This is a genomic window from Frigoribacterium sp. NPDC087798 (genome assembly GCF_044742985.1).
Taxonomy (GTDB): Bacteria; Actinomycetota; Actinomycetes; order Actinomycetales; family Microbacteriaceae; genus Frigoribacterium.
On record NZ_JBIUVP010000001.1, the window covers coordinates 799164 to 815495 of the forward strand.

The following is a 16332-nucleotide window of genomic DNA, read 5'->3' on the forward strand; positions in this document are numbered from 1 at the left end:
CGGGTCACGGGTGCCACTCCGAGTGCCGGGTGGCGTGCACGGAGCCGGACGTCACGCGGAGCGGACGGCTCCGCCCGGCCGCTCGGCCCGGCTCAGGCCGGCGTCGCCACGTAGGCGGTGCCGCCGCCGGTCATCGCGAGTCGGACCTCGTCGGGGGTGACGAACGCGGACTCGCCACGACCGAGCCGGATGGTGCCGTCCTGACCCTTGACGTGGACCTCTCCGGCGGTGACCAGGACGATGCTCGGACCGCCGATCTCGACGACGGCCCCCGGACCCTCGGCGTCGACCCGCAGCATGGCGAAGCCCGTGCCGGGAGGCGCGAAGCGCTCGACCCCCCGGGCGACCGTGGTCGGGTCGAGACGGGGGACGGGCAGTGGTTCGAAGTCGAGGACCTTCAGCAGCTCGGGGACGTCCACGTGCTTGGGAGTCAAGCCGCCGCGCAGCACGTTGTCGGAGGGCGCCATGAGCTCGACGCCGAAGCCGCCCAGGTAGGCGTGCACGTTGCCGGCGGGCAGGAACAGCGCCTCCCCGGCACGCAGCGTCACCCGGTTGAGCAACAGCGAGACGACCACGCCGGGGTCGCCGGGGTAGCGCTCCGCCAGGTCGACGACCGTGGCGATGCCCGCGCCGTCCGCCCGGTGGACGGCGGCGAGTTCGCTCACCGCCGCGATGGCCGCGGACGAGTCGTCGTCGCCCTGGAAGAGGAAGGCCAGGGTCGACCGCAGGGACTCGCCCAGGTGTCGGCGGAGCAGGTCGAGGCGCCCCGAGCCGTCGTCGAGGAGGTCGAGGTCGGCCAGGGTCCGGGCCGGCTCGCGGAACCCGCAGAGGGCGTCGAAGGTGTCGCTCAACGCCACGATGATCTCGGGCTTGGCCGAGGAGTCCTTGTAGTTGCGCTCGGGGGCGTCGAGCGGGATGCCCGCGGCGTCCTCGCGCGCGAAGCCCTCGCGGGCCTGCTCGGGGGTGGGGTGCGCCTGGATGGACAACGGGCCGTCGGCCGCGAGCAACTTCAGCAGGAACGGCAGGTGGTCCCGGTCGCGGCCGAGCGCCCTGCCCGGCTCGGCGGCGAACCAGTCGGCGAGGGTGTCGGCACCACCCACGACCGCCGGGGCGACGACGACGCTCGGCGAACCCGGGTGCGCACCGAGCCACAGCTCGGCCTCGGGGCGGCCGCTCGGCCGACGACCGAGCAGGTCGGCGATGGCCGTCGTCGAGCCCCAGGCGTAGTCGCGGGGCGTGTTGGTGATGGCGAGGAACATGGCTTTACCTGCTTGTCGGAGGTCGTGCTTGGTCGCCCCCTACAAAGCGGTGAGGTCGACGACGCCGGGGCGTTGATCAAAGCTACCAACCCCTTGGCGGCGGCTGGGGCGCTGCCTAGGCTCCTGTCGTCCCGACACGAAGCAATGGAGCACGGATGTCATCAGCGACCCTCACCTCGTTCACCTCCCTCGTCAGCGACTTCTACGGTTACGAGGACCTCCTCTCGGACCGCGAGAAGGGCGTGCTGGCCGACCTGCGCCACTACCTCGAGACCGAGGTCAAGCCCGGGGTGAACCGCCACTGGGCCGACGCGACCTTCCCGCACGAGATCGTGAAGGGCCTCGCCGGCCTGGGCCTCTTCGGCATGCCGTGGGAGGAGACGCGCCCGTTCGAGAACTCCGCCGTCTTCCGCGGCTGGGTCGCGCTCGAGCTCGCGCGCGTGGACGCGTCCGTCGCGACCTTCGTCGGCGTGCAGAACGGACTCGCGATGGGCTCGATCGGCGTCGGCGGCTCGCCCGAACAGCGTGCCGAGTGGCTGCCCCGCATGGCGAGCGGTGACCTGGTGGGCGCCTTCGGCCTGACCGAACCACTGTCGGGGTCCGACTCGGCCCAGGGACTCCGCACGATCGCCACCCGCGACGGCGACGACTGGGTGCTGAACGGCTCCAAGCGGTGGATCGGCAACGCCACGTTCAGCGACATCACGATCATCTGGGCCAAGAGCGCCGAGGACGGCCAGGTCAAGGGCTTCATCGTCCCGACCGACACGGCCGGCTACACGGCGACCAAGATCGAGGACAAGCAAAGCCTCCGCATCGTCCAGAACGCCGACATCACCCTCGAGGACGTGCGCGTGCCCGAGAGCCACCGACTGCAGCAGGCCGATTCGTTCCGCAGCACGGCGGCCGTGCTGCGCCTGACGCGGGCCGAGGTCGCCTGGGCGGCCGTGGGCAACTCGATCGGCGCCTACGAGGCCGCCCTGGCGTACGCCAACGAGCGCGTGCAGTTCGGCAAGCCGATCGCCAAGCACCAGCTGATCCAGGACCTGCTGGTGAAGTGCATCGGCAACATCACCGCCTCGATCGGCATGGTGGTGCGGTGCTCGCAGATGCTCGACGAGGGCACCCAGCGCGACGAGCACGCCTCGCTCGCCAAGGCCTTCACCACGGCCCGCATGCGCGAGACGGTGGGGTACGCCCGCGAGGTCATGGGCGGCAACGGCATCGTGCTCGAGTACGACGTGGCCCGGTTCTTCGCCGACGCCGAGGCGCTGTACAGCTACGAGGGCACCCGCGAGATGAACACCCTCATCGTGGGCCGCAGCATCACGGGCCAGGCGGCGTTCGTCTGATCCGGGAGGGGCGGCCCCCGGTCGCTCCTCCGCGCCTCCCCCGTCGTCTAGCCTGGTGCCCATGACCACGACGTTGCCCGCGCGGCCCGCCCGGACGGTACCGACGCGCGGAGCCACGACGTTCGCGACGCTGGCGTTCCTCGTGTTGTTCGGTGGCGACGTCCTCCGCAACGGCACCGGCTGGTGGGGCTGGGGGGCGGCCTGCATGGCGATGGTCGTCGCCGCCGTCGTCCTCGTCGTGCGGCATCCGCCCCGGGTACGGACCCTCCCGCGCCTCCTCGTCCTCTTCCTGCTCTTCGCCGTCGTCTCGATCGCGTGGTCGCAGTACCCCGCGGGCTCGGCGATCGGCATCGTCCTCACGCTGATGACGAGCGTGGGCGCCCTGGCGGTCACCGTCGTCGCCTCGTGGCCGACCATCGTGACCGCCCTCGGACGGGCCTTGCGCATCCACGTCGTGGCCTCCCTGCTCTTCGAGGTCGTCGTCGGACTGGTCGTCCGCCAGCCGGTCTGCCCGGTGTACCTGGACTGCACGGATCGGCCGGCGGCGTGGTTCTGGTCGCGCGACGTGCTCTTCGAAGGCGGTCGCATCCAGGGGCTGCAGGGCAACAGCAACATCCTCGCGATCATCGCCCTGCTCGCCCTGATCGTCACGGCGGTCCAGGCGGCGGACCGGTCCATCGGTCGCGGCACGGCGGTGGTCGGTCTCGTCACCTCGCTGCTCGCGCTGGTGCTGACCCGGTCGGCGACCGTCGCGGTGGTCGCGGTGGCCGTCGGCCTCGTGTCGCTGCTGGTGGTGGCGACCCGACGCCGTGAGCCCGGCCGCCGGGGGCCCGTCTACGGCGTGGCGGCGCTCGTCGTGCTGGCGGCCGTCACGGTGGTCGTCCTCGCCCGCGGCCCGCTGCTCGCGCTGCTGGGGAAGAGCGGCGACCTGACGGGTCGCACCGACATCTGGTCGGCCGTCTACGACCTCGGCGTCCAGCACCCCGTCGTGGGCTGGGGTTGGGTCAGCTACTGGTTCCCGTTCGTCGAACCGTTCACCGACCTCGCCGAGCGCAACGGCGTCGTGTACCTGCAGGCGCACGACGCGTACCTCGACGTCTGGTTCCAGCTGGGCTGGATCGGCCTCGCCCTGTTCGGACTCACGATCGTCGGCGTCGTCTTGAGATCGTGGTGGTGGGCCGTCGACCGCCGCATGCTCTCGCGCGGGGTCGCGGCCCCGTGGTCGGCCCTCGACCTGTTGCCCTTGCTGCTCGTGACGGCCCTGCTCGTCCACGGGTTGACCGAGTCCCGGCTGATCGTCGAGTGGGGCTGGGCCACGTTCGTGGTCGTCGTGCTCGTGACGCGCCGCGACCCCTTCGGCTGGACGGGCCACGACCGGTGACCTCCGGCCACGGCCACGGGTTCGACCGCAGCCGCGATCCCCTACGCCGGTACCTCTCGGCCTGGATCGGCTTCTCGGCCGGCGGGCACTTCTCGCAGGCCCTCTCGGTCGCCATCGTGCTCTACGCGTTCTCGACCCAGTCGGTCCGCGCCCTGATGGGGTGGCCGGGCTCGCTCGCCGTCCTGGGCACCCTCGTGGTGCTCGCGACCCTCTCCCTGGTCGGAGGCCGACACCACATCGAGTGGCACGGCATCCTGCCGGTCTCGCTCATCGCCCTCTTCGGCTTCATGGCCCTCAGCGTCTTCTGGAGCGAGTACACCTGGGTCACCGTCGGCGGTGTGGCCTACGCCGTCGGGTTCGGCGCCCTCGGGCTGTACCTGGCCCTGGGCCGCGACCTGGTCCAGGTGGTGCGGGCCTTCGGGGACGCGCTCCGCATCCTGCTCGTCGTGTCGCTGTCGCTCGAGGTGCTGAGCGGGCTGCTGATCGACCAACCGATCGCGTTCCTCGGAATCCAGGGAAACCTCGCCGCGGGCGGTCCGATCCAGGGCATCTCGGGCACGCGCAACTACCTGGGCTTCCTGGCGACGCTCGCGGTCATCACGTTCGCCGTCGAGTTCCTCACCCGGTCGGTCCCTCGGCGGCAGGCCGTCGCCTCGGGCGTGCTCGCCCTCACGGCGCTCGGTTTCGCCCGCTCCCCCGCGACGGCGGTCGCGGTCATCGTCCTGATCGTGGCGGGAGTGGCGCTCGACGCGCTGCGCCGGGCCCCCGAGTCGAGACGGTCGCTCCTGCAATCGGTCTTCGCGGTGATCGTGGTGCTGGGTGGTGGGCTGGCCTACGCGGGTCGCTCGCGCCTCCTGGACGCGGTGGACGCGACCAACGACCTTTCGGTGCGGTCGCTGCTCTGGGCGCGCATCCGCGAACTGGCGGCGGTGCACGACATCGTCGGCTGGGGCTTCGTCGGGCAGTGGCCGACCGGGATCTTCCCGTACTCGACGATCATCGCGCCGAGCGGCCGACCGCACGAGACGGGGCTCAACGCGTTCTTCGACATCTGGCTGCAACTGGGCCTGGTCGGCGGGTTGCTCCTCGTCGTGGCCGGCACCCTGGCGTTCGTGCGCAGCTGGATCACGGCGTCGGGTCACCCGATCGTGGCGTACGTCTGGCCGGCGCTCGTCCTGGTGCTGATCGGGGTCACCGCCGTCGCCGAGAGCTTCGTGTTGTTCGAGGGAACCCTGATGACCTTCGTCGCCATCGCGACGATCGCCGCCCGCAAGCGGTCGTGGCGGTCACGGCTGCCGCAGGCGAACCGCCGGTAGGAGGCGCGGCTCGGTCGGGTGCCGTCGCGGACGTCGGTCGCCGGTCGCGACCCGGCGCGCCGCTTCAGTCCTCGAGGACCCAGCGCGGCCCGGGGCGGTTGCCGAGCAGGGTCTGCAGCCGGCGTCGGAAGCCCCACTGCGTGACGCGCAGCATGGCCTCGACGACGATGGCCTGACTCATCTTGGACTCGCCGAGCTCGCGTTCGCGGAACTCGATGGGCACCTCGACGACGCGCCCCCCGCCGTCGAGGACGCGGAGGGTCATGTCGACCTGGAAGCAGTACCCCTTCGAGTCGATGCCCGTGAGGTCCATCGCTTGCAGCGCCTCACGGGTGTAGGCCCGGAACCCCGCCGTGACGTCCTTGAGCTGCAGTCCGAGGGCGAGGCGGGCGTAAAGGTTGCCGCCCCGGCTCAGGACCTGGCGCGAGACCGGCCAGTTGATGACCGAGCCGCCGGGAACCCACCGCGAGCCGATCGCGAGGCTCGGCGTGCCGGGGCCGGACGCGCTGACCAGGGCGATCATCTCGGGCAGCTTCTCGGGCGGGTGCGAGCCGTCGGCATCCATCTCGACGACGACGTCGTAGCCCCGCTCGAGGCCCCAGCCGAAGCCCATGACGTAAGCGGAACCGAGCCCGAGCTTGCCCGTGCGGTGCATCACGTGGATGCGGGGATCGGTGGCGGCCATCGTCTCGGCCAACTCACCGGTGCCGTCGGGGCTGCCGTCGTCGACCACGAGCACGTCGATCTCGGGGGCCGCGGCGAACAGGCGCCCCAGGATGAGCGGGAGGTTCTCGACCTCGTCGTAGGTGGGGAGGACGACGAGGGCGCCGGCGCCGGTGTGCGCGGAGGAGGTCATGCGATCGGGTGGCTTTCGGTACGGGGGCGGCAGGGTGCGTCCATCATTCCACGGCTGCGCCAGGGCCTCATCCGCGCTCGTCGAGCGTCGAGCAGTCGGCTGCCACGAACCAGCCGGTCGGGGCGATCGGCACGAGGGCCTTGCCGTCGTCGAGCACGACGTCCCCGCTGCGGCACTGGTCGACGACCTGGTCGTAGTTCGACTGCCACGGGCCGTAGTCGCTGCGGAGCACGTGGTCGAGCTGTGGGTGCCACAGGACGGCCCCGGCGAAGGCGGCGAGGAGGACGGCGCCCGCGACCGTCGTCACGGCGCGGCGCCGCGCGAGGAATGCGTCCGCGGCGAGGGCGACGGCGGTCAGGAGCAGCATCGACGGCACGAGCGCGTACCTCAGGTAGCCGGACGTCGCGAGCCAGCCCGGGCCGTTCAGACCGTATTCGGTGAGCCCGCTCGCGTTCGCGACGATGCCGGCGGCCCAGAGGAGCGGTGCGTAGACGACGAGACCCAGGACCAGCCAGAGACGTCGACGCCGCCCCGCCACGGCGGCCCAGCCGGCGCAGAGGACGATGCCCGCCAGCACGAGTACCGCGATGCCCCAGGACGTCTCGACGAGCAGGTCGGAGGCCGTTCCGGATGACGCGACGAAGGTCGACATGACCGGCTGAGCCAGGAAGCTGAGGACGAGGTCGGTCAGATCGGGTGCGGGGTAGGTCGACGCCGGACGGGGGAAGGCCCACGAGGTCCACAGCTGCACGGCCACCCCCACGAGCAGGGCACCGGACACCGGCCACGAGCGTCGGTGCCGGACGGTGACGAGGACCAGGGGAACCAGCAGGACCGACTGGACCTCGGTGAGCGCGCAGACGAGGACGACGCCCGCCTGCAGGCCGCCGCCCCACCAGGTGCGCGGCACGTGCAGCACCGCCCAGAACAAGAGCCAGAGCAGGTACCAGTGCAGGTTGGCCAGGTTGCCGGACACCTCGATCGGGGCGATCGGGGCGAGCACGGTCACGGCGGCGATCGCCACCCGGGCGGCCGAGGACACGACGTACTGACGACTGAGGACGAAGACGAGCGCGGTCACGAGGCCGGCCACCCCGCAGCAGACCGCAGCGATCACGTGGGCCACGTCCCCGAGATCGCCCACGAGAACCGCCAGGTCGGTCGCCAGGCGCGCGCCGAGGTGCTGATAGCCGGCGTAGGGGGTCACGAGGGACTCCCAGGGGCCGAGGTCGAGCCGCTGCGAGAGGAAGATCGGGCCGTCCTCCGCCCAGAGGGTCGACCTCGCCGCCTCGGGGAGGCGCCACCACGACACGAGGGCCGCCACGACACCCAGCGCGGCAGCCGTGCCGACGTCGAGGACGAGGCGGGGCGCTCGTCGCGCGTCGGCGGCATCGTCGTCGACGAAGTCCGCCGACCGGTCGGTCGTGGTGTTCGGAAGCGCTCGGGTCACCGGACGATTCTGCTGCATCCCCGTCCGGGCGCGCTCCCCCGGCGCGCCGGGTGCCGGCCGGGTCGACTGTTAGCATCACTGCATGGTCTCGTTGGAGAAGACGCTCATCGTCATGCCCGCCTTCAACGAAGAGGCCGCGGTCGGAGACGTCGTCCGAGAGGTGTTCGGCGCCCTGCCCGGCATCAGCGTGCTCGTCGTGAACGACGGATCGCGGGATCGCACCGTCGAGGTGGCCCGTGCCGCGGGCGCGACCGTCCTCGATCTGCCCTTCAACCTCGGTGTCGGCGGGGCCATGCGTGCCGGGTTCAAGTTCGCGCGGGCCAACGGCTTCGAGAACGTCGTGCAGGTGGACTCGGACGGGCAGCACGATCCGGCAGGGGTCCCGCTGCTGCTGAAGGCCCTGGAGTCCCACGACGTCGCCATCGGCGCCCGGTTCGCGGGCGAGGGCGACTACGAGGCGCGCGGGCCGCGCCGCTGGGCGATGGTCGTGCTCGCCACGGTCGTGAGCCGCATCGCCCACACGCCCTTGACCGACACCACCTCCGGATTCCGGGGGGCCGGCCCGCGGGCCGTCGAGATCTTCGCCGAGCACTACCCTGCCGAGTACCTCGGTGACACCGTCGAATCACTCGTGCTCGCCGCCCGGGCCGGCTGCCGCCTCACCCAGGTGCCGGTGTCCATGCGGGTCCGGGCCGGCGGCATCCCGTCACACGATCCCGCCAAGGCCGCCGTGTACCTCGGACGAGCGTGTCTCGCCCTCGTCATCGCGCTGTGGCGGCCGCCCCTGTCCCTGCGCAGCGACGCGGGGGTCGCCGCGTGAGCGTCACGACCTACGTCTTCGGCATCGTCTCGGCCCTCTTGGTGCTCGTCGTCGTCTTCGAGTTGTTGCGTCGTCGCCGCGTCCGCGAGCGCCACGCCCTGTGGTGGATGGTCGCGGGCACCCTCGCGCTGCTCATCGCCGTCTTCCCGCACGTCCTGACGGGCCTGGCCGGACTGCTCGGCATCGCCGTGCCCACGAACCTCGGGTTCTTCGTCTGCGTGGTCGTCCTCTTCCTCGTCTCGGTGCAACACAGCGCCGAGCTGACCATCCTCGAAGAGAAGTCGCGCACCCTGGCCGAACACGTGGCCCTCCTCGACGAGCGCGTCTCCCGTCTCGACCGCGCTGCGGACAGGAAGGCCTCGGCGGACGACGTGGGTGCCACCGGCCGTGGCGTGACGACGTCGCACCCCGAGGGCGATGCCACCGGGCACGAACCCGACGCGGGCCTGCGGACCGACGAGCCCACCGACCGGGCCGGCCGCTCATGACCGCGTCGCCCCGCGTCACGGTGGTGACGCTCGCCTATGGTGACGAGGCCGTGCTGGACCGAGCCGTCCGTTCGGTGCTCGACTCGACCGGCGTCGACGTCGACCTCGTGTTGGTCGACAACGGGTGCACGAGCGACGCCGTCCGCGACCTGCCCGATGATCCACGGCTGCGGATCGTGACCCCCCACGAGAACCTCGGCTTCGCAGGCGGTGTCAACCACGGTGCCCGCTTCGCGGAGGGCGAGTTCCTGGCCCTGGTCAACTCGGACGCCGAGGTCGCACCGGACGCCCTCGCCAAGCTCGTGGCGGTGGCCTCCCGCCCCGGCGTGGGCATCGCGACGGGCAGCATCCGGCTGGCATCCGATCCCGGACGCATGAACTCGGCAGGCAACCCCGTCCACGTCGTCGGCCTCAGCTGGGCCGGCGGCATGAACGAACCGGCGAGTGACCACGCCGCCCAGACCCTCGTGGCCTCCGCCTCCGGTGCAGGCCTCGTCCTGCGTCGCGACCTCTGGACGCGCCTGGAGGGATTCGCCGACGAGTACTTCGCCTACCACGAGGACGTCGATCTCAGCTGGCGCACCTGGCAGGCGGGACTGACCGTCGTCTACGTCCCTGACGCCGTGGTGATCCACCACTACGAGTTCAGCCGGAACCCCCTCAAGATGTTCCTGCTCGAGAAGAACCGACAGATCTTCCTGCGGACCGCCTACGGTCGACGCCTGCGCGTCGTGACCTGGCTGCCCGTCACCGCCCTCGGACTCGTCATGACCCTGGTGGCCCGGAGCCAGGGGTGGGCTGCCGAGAAGAAGCGGGCCGATGCCTGGGTCCGTGACAACGCCGCGTGGATACGACAACGACGTCGGTGGGTGCAGAGCCGGAGGGTCGTGTCCGACCGAGACCTGGCCCCGCTGCTCTCGGCCACCCTGGACCAGCAGGTGTTCCCGCTCCCCGCCGGCGCCGGCCTCCTGCAGGCGTCGATGCGCCTCTACTGGAGGGTTGCGCGCTCGCTGCTCTGATCCACGTCCGGTGACGACGCCGACGGGCGACGGCCGACCGACAACAGGACGACGACCACGAGGTTGACCGTCGAGCCGACCAAGAAGCCGATGCTGCCGGACGACACTCCCGCAGTCGGGCCCGACGCGACCATCACCGTGACGCCCGCGACGAACCCGGCCACCGAACTGAGGGCCACCTCGCGGGACCGACCGGCGGCGAGCATGAGGGCCGCCGGGATGAGCGCGACGGTGAAGACGTAGACACCCAGCATCAGGAATCGCAACAGGGGTACCGCCGCGTCGCCCTCGGTCGGGTAGAACAGCGGCAGGTACCACGGAGCGAGCAGGACCATCGCTCCGAAGAGGAGAGCCGCCCCCCCCGCGAATGCCAGGAACAACGACAACGGCCCACGGTGGCGCAGCGACGAACTCGTCGCCCGGTGGGCGAACGCGGGGATCACGATCTGACTGACGGCCTGGCCGAGCATGGACGCGGGAGTGGCCAGCGTGAAGGCTGCTGCGAAGAACCCGGCCGCGTCGCCCGGAGCCCAGACCTGGGCCGAGATCATGGCCAGTTGGAGCAGGCCGTTGGTCGTCAACCCGGCCACCACGTTCCATCGGGCGAAACCGAGGACGGGCGAGACCTCGAGCTCGGGTCCCGCCAGACGGTTGCCACGGGGCAGGCAGGCGACGGCGAAGACGAGGTAGCCGACGGTCAGGGGGACCAGCACCCAGGTGCCCTGACCGGTGAGGCAGACCACGATCAACAAGCCGAGCGCGCCTGCGGCCGAGACGGAGTCCCAGAGCGCGACACGGGCGGCGCCGTGACGCCCCAGCCGACCGCCGCGGGCGTAGGCGTAGAGCCCGTAGCCGACGACGAGCCCGGCGGCGGACACGGCCACGAGAGGAGAGTTGCCGAGAGCCATGGCGACGGGCACGGTGGCCACGCCCAGGAGCAACGACGAGGCGAGCATGGTCCGTCCGAGGACACGGACGAGGGCGGCATCGGAGACGCGGCGGTGCAGGGCGAGGGCGAGGAAGCGCGAGGCGGTGTTCCCGGCCGCCGTCGGCCAGAGCAGGGCGACGAAGATCGACAGGGACAAGAGGGTCGAGGCGTGCCCGAGTGCTTCCGTGCCGAAGGTACGTCCGATCAAGACCGTGTAGACGAGACGGCTGACGCCCTGAGCGCCGATCCCGACGGTCGAGAGAAGGGCCGCCGAGGCCATCGCACCGTTCTTCCGCTCCACCGTCGTCGCGGTCGCGCCCTTCACACTCATGGCGTCAGCCTACGGTCAGCCAGATCGAGGTAGCGCCCACCATCGATATCATCGTCGGGGCCGCCCGTGCAGTTCACGCCCTCGGGGTGCCTGCCGATCCCGCGATCTGAGGACCACATGAACGTCGACACCCGCACCGCCTCACAGCCCTCCCGTTCGAAGGGCAGGTCCCGGCGCCCCCTCACCACCGTCCTGCTCTCCTTCGTGGCGTTCTGCCTGCTCGGCGGTACCTGGGCCATGGCCAACCCCCTGATGTCGCTCCCCGACGAGCCGGCGCACACCATCCACGCCGCAGCCGTCGTTCGGGGTGAATGGTCCGGCACGCCCACCGGCAAGGGTGGATGGACAGACGTCGAAGTCCCCGAGTACATCGCGATAGCCCACGATCTGCCGTGCTTCGCCTTCCGCAACGCCGAGTCGGCCCAGTGCCAGATGCTCGTCCCGGACTCCGAGGTCGAGACCACCGTGACGACCTCGGCGGGTTCCTACGACCCCGCTTACTACGCCGTCGTGGGCCTCCCGTCTCTCGTCCTCGACGGGAAGGCCTCCTACTACGGCATGAGGGGCGTGAGCGTGATGCTCGTCTCCGCGTTCCTGGCCCTCGCCGTCGTCGCCCTGTCACAGCTCAGGCGACGGGGGTTCGCCCTCCTCGCCCTCGCCGTCGCGATCACCCCCAAGGTCCTCTTCCTGGCGAGCGGCATCAATCCCAACAGTCTCGAGATCGCCTCGGCCGTCATGCTGTTCTCCTGGCTGAGCCTGCTGGCCCAGAGATGGCGTGAGGACGGCGTCCCCCCGGTGCGCATCGCCATGGTCGCCGTCGCGGCCGTCGCCCTCGCGAACAGCCGCAGCATCGGCCCGCTCTACGTCCTGATCATCGTCCTGGCGACCCTGTTCGACCTCGAACTCGTCAAGCGCCTCCTCCGATCCCGCGCCTTCTGGGTCGGCGTCGTCGCGATCGGCGTCGGGACCGCCTTCAGCCTCGCCTGGACGGTCCTCTCGGCGAGCCTCAGCGTGTCCACCGAGAGCGCGGGCACAGGCACGGGCTTCGGTCTCGCCTTCCGGACCATGGCGTTCCTGACGTTCGAGAACCTGACCGGCTACGTCGGCATCTTCGGTTGGCAAGAGGTCCCCGCACCCTTCACCACCGTGGCCATCTGGGGCGGGCTGATGTTCGCCTTGGCCGTCGCCGGGCTGTTCCTCGGCCGGGGCCGACCGCGTCGCACCGTCCTGCTGCTCATCCTGGCGTTCCTGTTCATCCCGCCGCTCATGCAGGGCTACGCAGCGGCCGACTACGGCTACATCTGGCAGGCACGCTACCTGCTGGCGATCGTCTGCCCTCTCGTCATCGCCGGAGGCATCGCCCTCGACGACGCCTTCCCGACTGCGTTCACCCTGCCTGGTGCCCGCCGCCTCGCGGGCTTCGTCCTGGTCATCCTCGCCATCATGCAGTTCCACACCTACGTCTGGAATCTCCAGCGCTACGTGCTGGGAATGCCCGATGGCTGGTCGCGCATGTTCACCGATCCCGAGTGGCTGCCACCGGGCGGGTGGTACATCTGGGCTGCGGTCCTGCTCGTGACCCTCGTAGGCGGTGCCGTGCTCCTCGGCCGGGCGGCGTTCTCGCCGACGGACGACGTTCCAGCGACCGACGCCCCGTCGCTCGGAGCCTCGGATCGTGCCGACACGCGGCTGGAGGAACCCGCCGTCGATGATCGCGCCTCCTCGGTGGGGCCCCCCTCCGCCTGACGCCGCGAGGCGATCCACCCCGGCCGGGTGGAAGCACGAACGGGTGGCAGCCTCGTCGGCTGCCACCCGTTCGTGGTCTCGCCCCAGGGGGCCTCAGACGGTCAGGGAATGGTCACCGTCCGGCAGCCGAGGTTCAGCTGCCCCACGCCCGACGAGTCCTTGGCCGTGCCGCACACGGTCCGAGAACCGGGAGCGGCGGGGACGACCACCCCGAAGCCGTGCAACGGACCCGAGGTCGGGTACGACCGCGCGACGTCGGGACGGCTCTGGTCGGCGACGACCGTGGCGGCGGCGGCACCATCCACGGTGAACGCGACGGGCAACGGCGCAGCCGTGTCGGGATCGACCACCCAACCGTTCACCCGGACCCCTCCGGTCGTCCCGAGGGCCGACTCGAAGTTGCCGACCGGCAGCGCGCCGCCGACCACGACGGTCCGGCATCCCAACGTCGTGTTGCTCGTGCCCGCGCCCTGGTTGATGGCGTAGACGCAGACCGAGTGGGACCCGGCCGACGCCGTCACGGTCGAGCTGAAACCGTGAGCTGCTCCGTAGGCGGGGTAGTTCCGGGCGATGTCCGGGCGAGCGTTCGACGCGGTCGTGACGCGTCCGACGCCGTCGACGTACACGTGGACGGGGATCGACGCAGTGGTGTCACCGTCGAGGGCCCATCCGGCGACCGTGATGGCGTTCGCCGAGGTCGAGACGACGTCGAGCGCTCCCACCGGTGTCGAGCCGACCGCCGTGACCGTCTTGCAGCCGAGGTTCGAGTTGCCCCCCGCGCCCTGGTTGATGGCGAAGAAGCACACCGAGCGCGCGCCCGCCGAGGCGGGCAGATCAGCCGTGAAACCGTGTGCCGCCCCGTTCGCCGGGTACGCGCGCCCGATGTCGGGTCGTTGCCCGGAGGCGCGTAGGGGGTACCCGACGCCGTCGACGTAGGCGTGGACGGCGATGGAGGCGGTGCTCTCGGGGTCGAGGGCCCATCCGTTGACGCGGACTCCGGTAGGAGCGGCGACGACCGAGTCGACGGCACCGACCGGGGACGCCGACGCGATCGTGACGGTCCGGCAACCGAGGGTCGTGTTGCCGTTGCCGCGCAGGCCGATGGCGTAGACGCAGACCTCGTGGGCGCCGGGGGACGCCGGGACGGTGCCCTGGAAGCCGTGGTTGTTGCCCTTGGACGGGTACGCAGCACCCACGTCGGGTCGCGACCGGTCCGCCGTCAAGGGGTACCCGGTCTTGTCGACGTACACGTGCACCCCGATGGGCGCGGGCAGGTCGCGGTCGAAGGCCCACCCGTTGACCGAGACGGACTCGAGACCGGTCGTCAGCGAGTCGAGCGCGCCCTGCGGACCGTTGCCGCCGGTCGTCGAGCCGAACCAGTCGGTGAAGTACACCCAGAAGTTGCGGTTGCCGTAGGCGGAGCACGAGTCGCCCGTCCCGTTGAGGTTCGCGAGCGCCGGGGCGTTGGGCGTGTAGGGCGTGTAGTAGTACAGGTTGGCGGTCGCCTGGTTCTTGATGAAGACGGACTTCGATCCGCAGGCGGCGTTGGGGTTGTAGAGCACGGTCCGATTGCCACCGGGTGCGTACTGCGTGAAGTAGTTGCTCGTCCCGGCCGGGTTGGCGTACCGCTTGAACTGCCACGACGCCTTGTAGAGCTGGTTGTAGACCCCGGCGAACGACGGATCGCAGCCACCGTTGGCACTGTCCGGGCAGGCGTACCCCATGGCACGCTCGAGCCGGGCATCGGACGGGGCCCTGGCGATCGAACCCGAGACCAGGCTCTGCTCCTTCTGCAGCGTCACCAGCAACACCTGCGGGTTGATGCCGCAGGCCTGGGCGACCTTGGCGATGATCCGCGAGACCGGCTCCTGGCTCGCCCCCTGATAGGCGTTGCACATGGCGTCTGCGGGACGCGACGCCGTGTCGAGGCGCTTCACGTTGAGGCAGTTCGAGTTCGAGCAGCTGCCGATCCGGGACGCGAGGAAGGACTGCACCTGCGATTCGGACATCGCCCCCGAATTGAAGAACACCTGGTCCGTGATGATGTTGCCCGGGTCGAAGTCCGCCCCCGAGAGAGCCTGGGCCGGCGGCGAGGACGCCCCCCATGACAAGCCGGTCAACAGACCGGCGGCGACGGCGACGGCCGCAGCCATCGCGATGATCCTTCTGGACACGGGTGGCCTCCCTGGGGCACGCGGTCGAGGCGCCTCCCCACCGCCGCCCCCTGGCGGCGTACCTCGTCGTTCGAGCGGGAGACCGGATGCGAAGCCCGACCAGTCCTCCGACTTTAGCCTCCCGTACCCCGACCGGAAGGCCCTGTCCCCCGAAGACGGGTCAGTGGTCGATCGACCTCAGCGACTGCTCGACACGCCGACGCTCACCCCTCGTCACGCCCGAGCGCCGACGCGAGACGAGCGCCCCGGCGACCGCCGACGGCAGCCCACGGCACACCGAGCCCCAGTCCCGACGTGACAGCTGGGCCCCGCTGGGGCGGGCCAGATCGATCAGGAGGCGCGCGAGGGTCCGCAGCGTCACCCGCGCCACGAACCCTGCCGAACCGTTGCGGACGACGACGAGCAGGCGGTTCCGCATGCTCTGTCGCCGCACGAGGGCACCGCTACCGGCCGAGCTCGCCGCGTGTCGATGGATCGTCCGGGCCGAGTCGGCGTGCACGATCTCGAGGCCCGCGAGCCGGAGCCGCCACGAGACGTCGAGGTCCTCGTAGTACATGAAGAGCCCCTCGTCGAAGCCCCCGACGGCCTCGAGGGCCGTCCGCCGGACGAAGGCCGCCCCTCCCGAGAATCCGAAGGGGTCGGCAGGATGGTCGACGACGTCGTCGGAGGGCTGCAGCCAGTCTCGATCGCGACCGTTGCCGTCGGGGGCGAGTTCGACACCGGTTCCGTTCAGCAGGCCGACGGCCTCGGGAGCCGACGACCGGAGCCACGCCGTCCCGCGGCCGTCGACCAGCGCACCCTCGTCCCGAGCGGTGGCGCGTACGAAACCGCCCTCGAGCGTCACGGTGGCCGAGGCGGCGGCCACCCGAGGTCCGCCGGCGCGCAGGGCTGCGAGGCCCGCCTCCACGAAGCCGGGTTCGGCGACCGCGTCGTTGTTCAGCAGCACGACGACGTCACCGCGCGAGGCCTCGATGCCTCGACGCACCCCACCCGCGAAGCCGGCGTTGGTCGCCTCTTCCACCACGACGAGATCGGGAACGAGGCGCCGGAACGGTTCGGTGCCGCCAGGCGACGCCTCGTTCTCGACGAGGACGATCTCGAACGAGGCGCTCGCTCGCTGGCCGACGAGCGACTCGAGGCAGCGCAGCGTGAGTTCGGGTTGACGCCAGTTGACGACGATCACGGATGCGTCCATCCGACCATTCTGACAGC

13 protein-coding genes are annotated in these 16332 nt (G+C 71.0%); 7 read left to right on the forward strand and 6 right to left on the reverse strand.

The annotated features are described in order from the left end of the window. Window positions 1-92: 92 nt before the first annotated feature. Window positions 93-1259, reverse strand: coding sequence for a mannose-6-phosphate isomerase, class I (manA, locus tag ACIOSR_RS03720; protein ID WP_402751856.1), 1167 nt, complete (start codon window positions 1257-1259; stop codon window positions 93-95). Window positions 1260-1414: 155 nt separating this feature from the next. On the opposite strand from manA, the gene ACIOSR_RS03725 reads away from it, so the two are divergent. The 3 genes from ACIOSR_RS03725 (at window position 1415) to ACIOSR_RS03735 (ending at window position 5308) form a co-directional block, all read left to right on the forward strand. Then, the gene (locus ACIOSR_RS03725; protein WP_056046317.1) at window positions 1415-2611 is read left to right on the forward strand and encodes an acyl-CoA dehydrogenase family protein; all 1197 of its coding nucleotides are present in this window, start codon (window positions 1415-1417) and stop codon (window positions 2609-2611) included. A gap of 61 nt (window positions 2612-2672) precedes the next feature. Continuing rightward, on the forward strand, window positions 2673-3992 hold the full coding sequence (locus ACIOSR_RS03730) for an O-antigen ligase family protein (protein WP_402751857.1): 1320 nt from the start codon (window positions 2673-2675) through the stop codon (window positions 3990-3992). Then, entirely contained in the window at window positions 3989-5308 is a 1320-nt protein-coding gene (locus tag ACIOSR_RS03735; protein WP_402751858.1) for an exopolysaccharide production protein, read from the forward strand. Before ACIOSR_RS03730 ends, ACIOSR_RS03735 begins: the two co-directional genes overlap by 4 nt. Window positions 5309-5372: 64 nt before the next feature. Here the strand turns inward: ACIOSR_RS03735 and ACIOSR_RS03740 are convergent, their stop codons facing one another. Together ACIOSR_RS03740 and ACIOSR_RS03745 are read right to left on the reverse strand one after the other, a co-directional pair. Continuing rightward, a complete protein-coding gene (locus ACIOSR_RS03740) occupies window positions 5373-6164 on the reverse strand; it encodes a polyprenol monophosphomannose synthase (protein WP_402751859.1) in 792 nt (263 codons plus the stop codon). 67 nt (window positions 6165-6231) lie between these two features. Next, entirely contained in the window at window positions 6232-7614 is a 1383-nt protein-coding gene (locus ACIOSR_RS03745; protein WP_402751860.1) for a hypothetical protein, read from the reverse strand. Between the two features lie 82 nt (window positions 7615-7696). Here ACIOSR_RS03745 and ACIOSR_RS03750 point away from each other — a divergent pair, with 82 nt between their 5' ends. From ACIOSR_RS03750 to ACIOSR_RS03760, 3 genes are read left to right on the forward strand one after another with little or no spacing between them, the layout of a single operon-like run. Further along, entirely contained in the window at window positions 7697-8434 is a 738-nt protein-coding gene (locus tag ACIOSR_RS03750; RefSeq protein ID WP_192123187.1) for a glycosyltransferase family 2 protein, read from the forward strand. Next, entirely contained in the window at window positions 8431-8922 is a 492-nt protein-coding gene (locus tag ACIOSR_RS03755) for a DUF2304 domain-containing protein (RefSeq protein WP_082460294.1), read from the forward strand. The genes ACIOSR_RS03750 and ACIOSR_RS03755 overlap by 4 nt, the downstream gene beginning before the upstream one ends. After that, a complete protein-coding gene (locus ACIOSR_RS03760; RefSeq protein WP_402751861.1) occupies window positions 8919-9941 on the forward strand; it encodes a glycosyltransferase family 2 protein in 1023 nt (340 codons plus the stop codon). The genes ACIOSR_RS03755 and ACIOSR_RS03760 overlap by 4 nt, the downstream gene beginning before the upstream one ends. Here ACIOSR_RS03760 and ACIOSR_RS03765 read toward each other — a convergent pair. Then, window positions 9911-11200 carry a lipopolysaccharide biosynthesis protein gene (locus tag ACIOSR_RS03765; RefSeq protein WP_402751862.1) on the reverse strand — a complete coding sequence of 430 codons (1290 nt, stop codon included), beginning with the start codon at window positions 11198-11200 and terminating at the stop codon, window positions 9911-9913. The genes ACIOSR_RS03760 and ACIOSR_RS03765 overlap by 31 nt on opposite strands. A gap of 117 nt (window positions 11201-11317) precedes the next feature. Here ACIOSR_RS03765 and ACIOSR_RS03770 point away from each other — a divergent pair, with 117 nt between their 5' ends. Further along, the gene (locus ACIOSR_RS03770) at window positions 11318-12946 is read left to right on the forward strand and encodes a DUF2142 domain-containing protein (protein WP_402751863.1); all 1629 of its coding nucleotides are present in this window, start codon (window positions 11318-11320) and stop codon (window positions 12944-12946) included. A gap of 101 nt (window positions 12947-13047) precedes the next feature. Here the strand turns inward: ACIOSR_RS03770 and ACIOSR_RS03775 are convergent, their stop codons facing one another. After that, window positions 13048-15099 carry a hypothetical protein gene (locus ACIOSR_RS03775; protein WP_402751864.1) on the reverse strand — a complete coding sequence of 684 codons (2052 nt, stop codon included), beginning with the start codon at window positions 15097-15099 and terminating at the stop codon, window positions 13048-13050. A gap of 181 nt (window positions 15100-15280) precedes the next feature. After that, window positions 15281-16315: a glycosyltransferase family 2 protein gene (locus tag ACIOSR_RS03780; protein ID WP_402751865.1), complete on the reverse strand. Its 1035-nt coding sequence runs from the start codon at window positions 16313-16315 to the stop codon at window positions 15281-15283. Window positions 16316-16332: the final 17 nt, after the last annotated feature.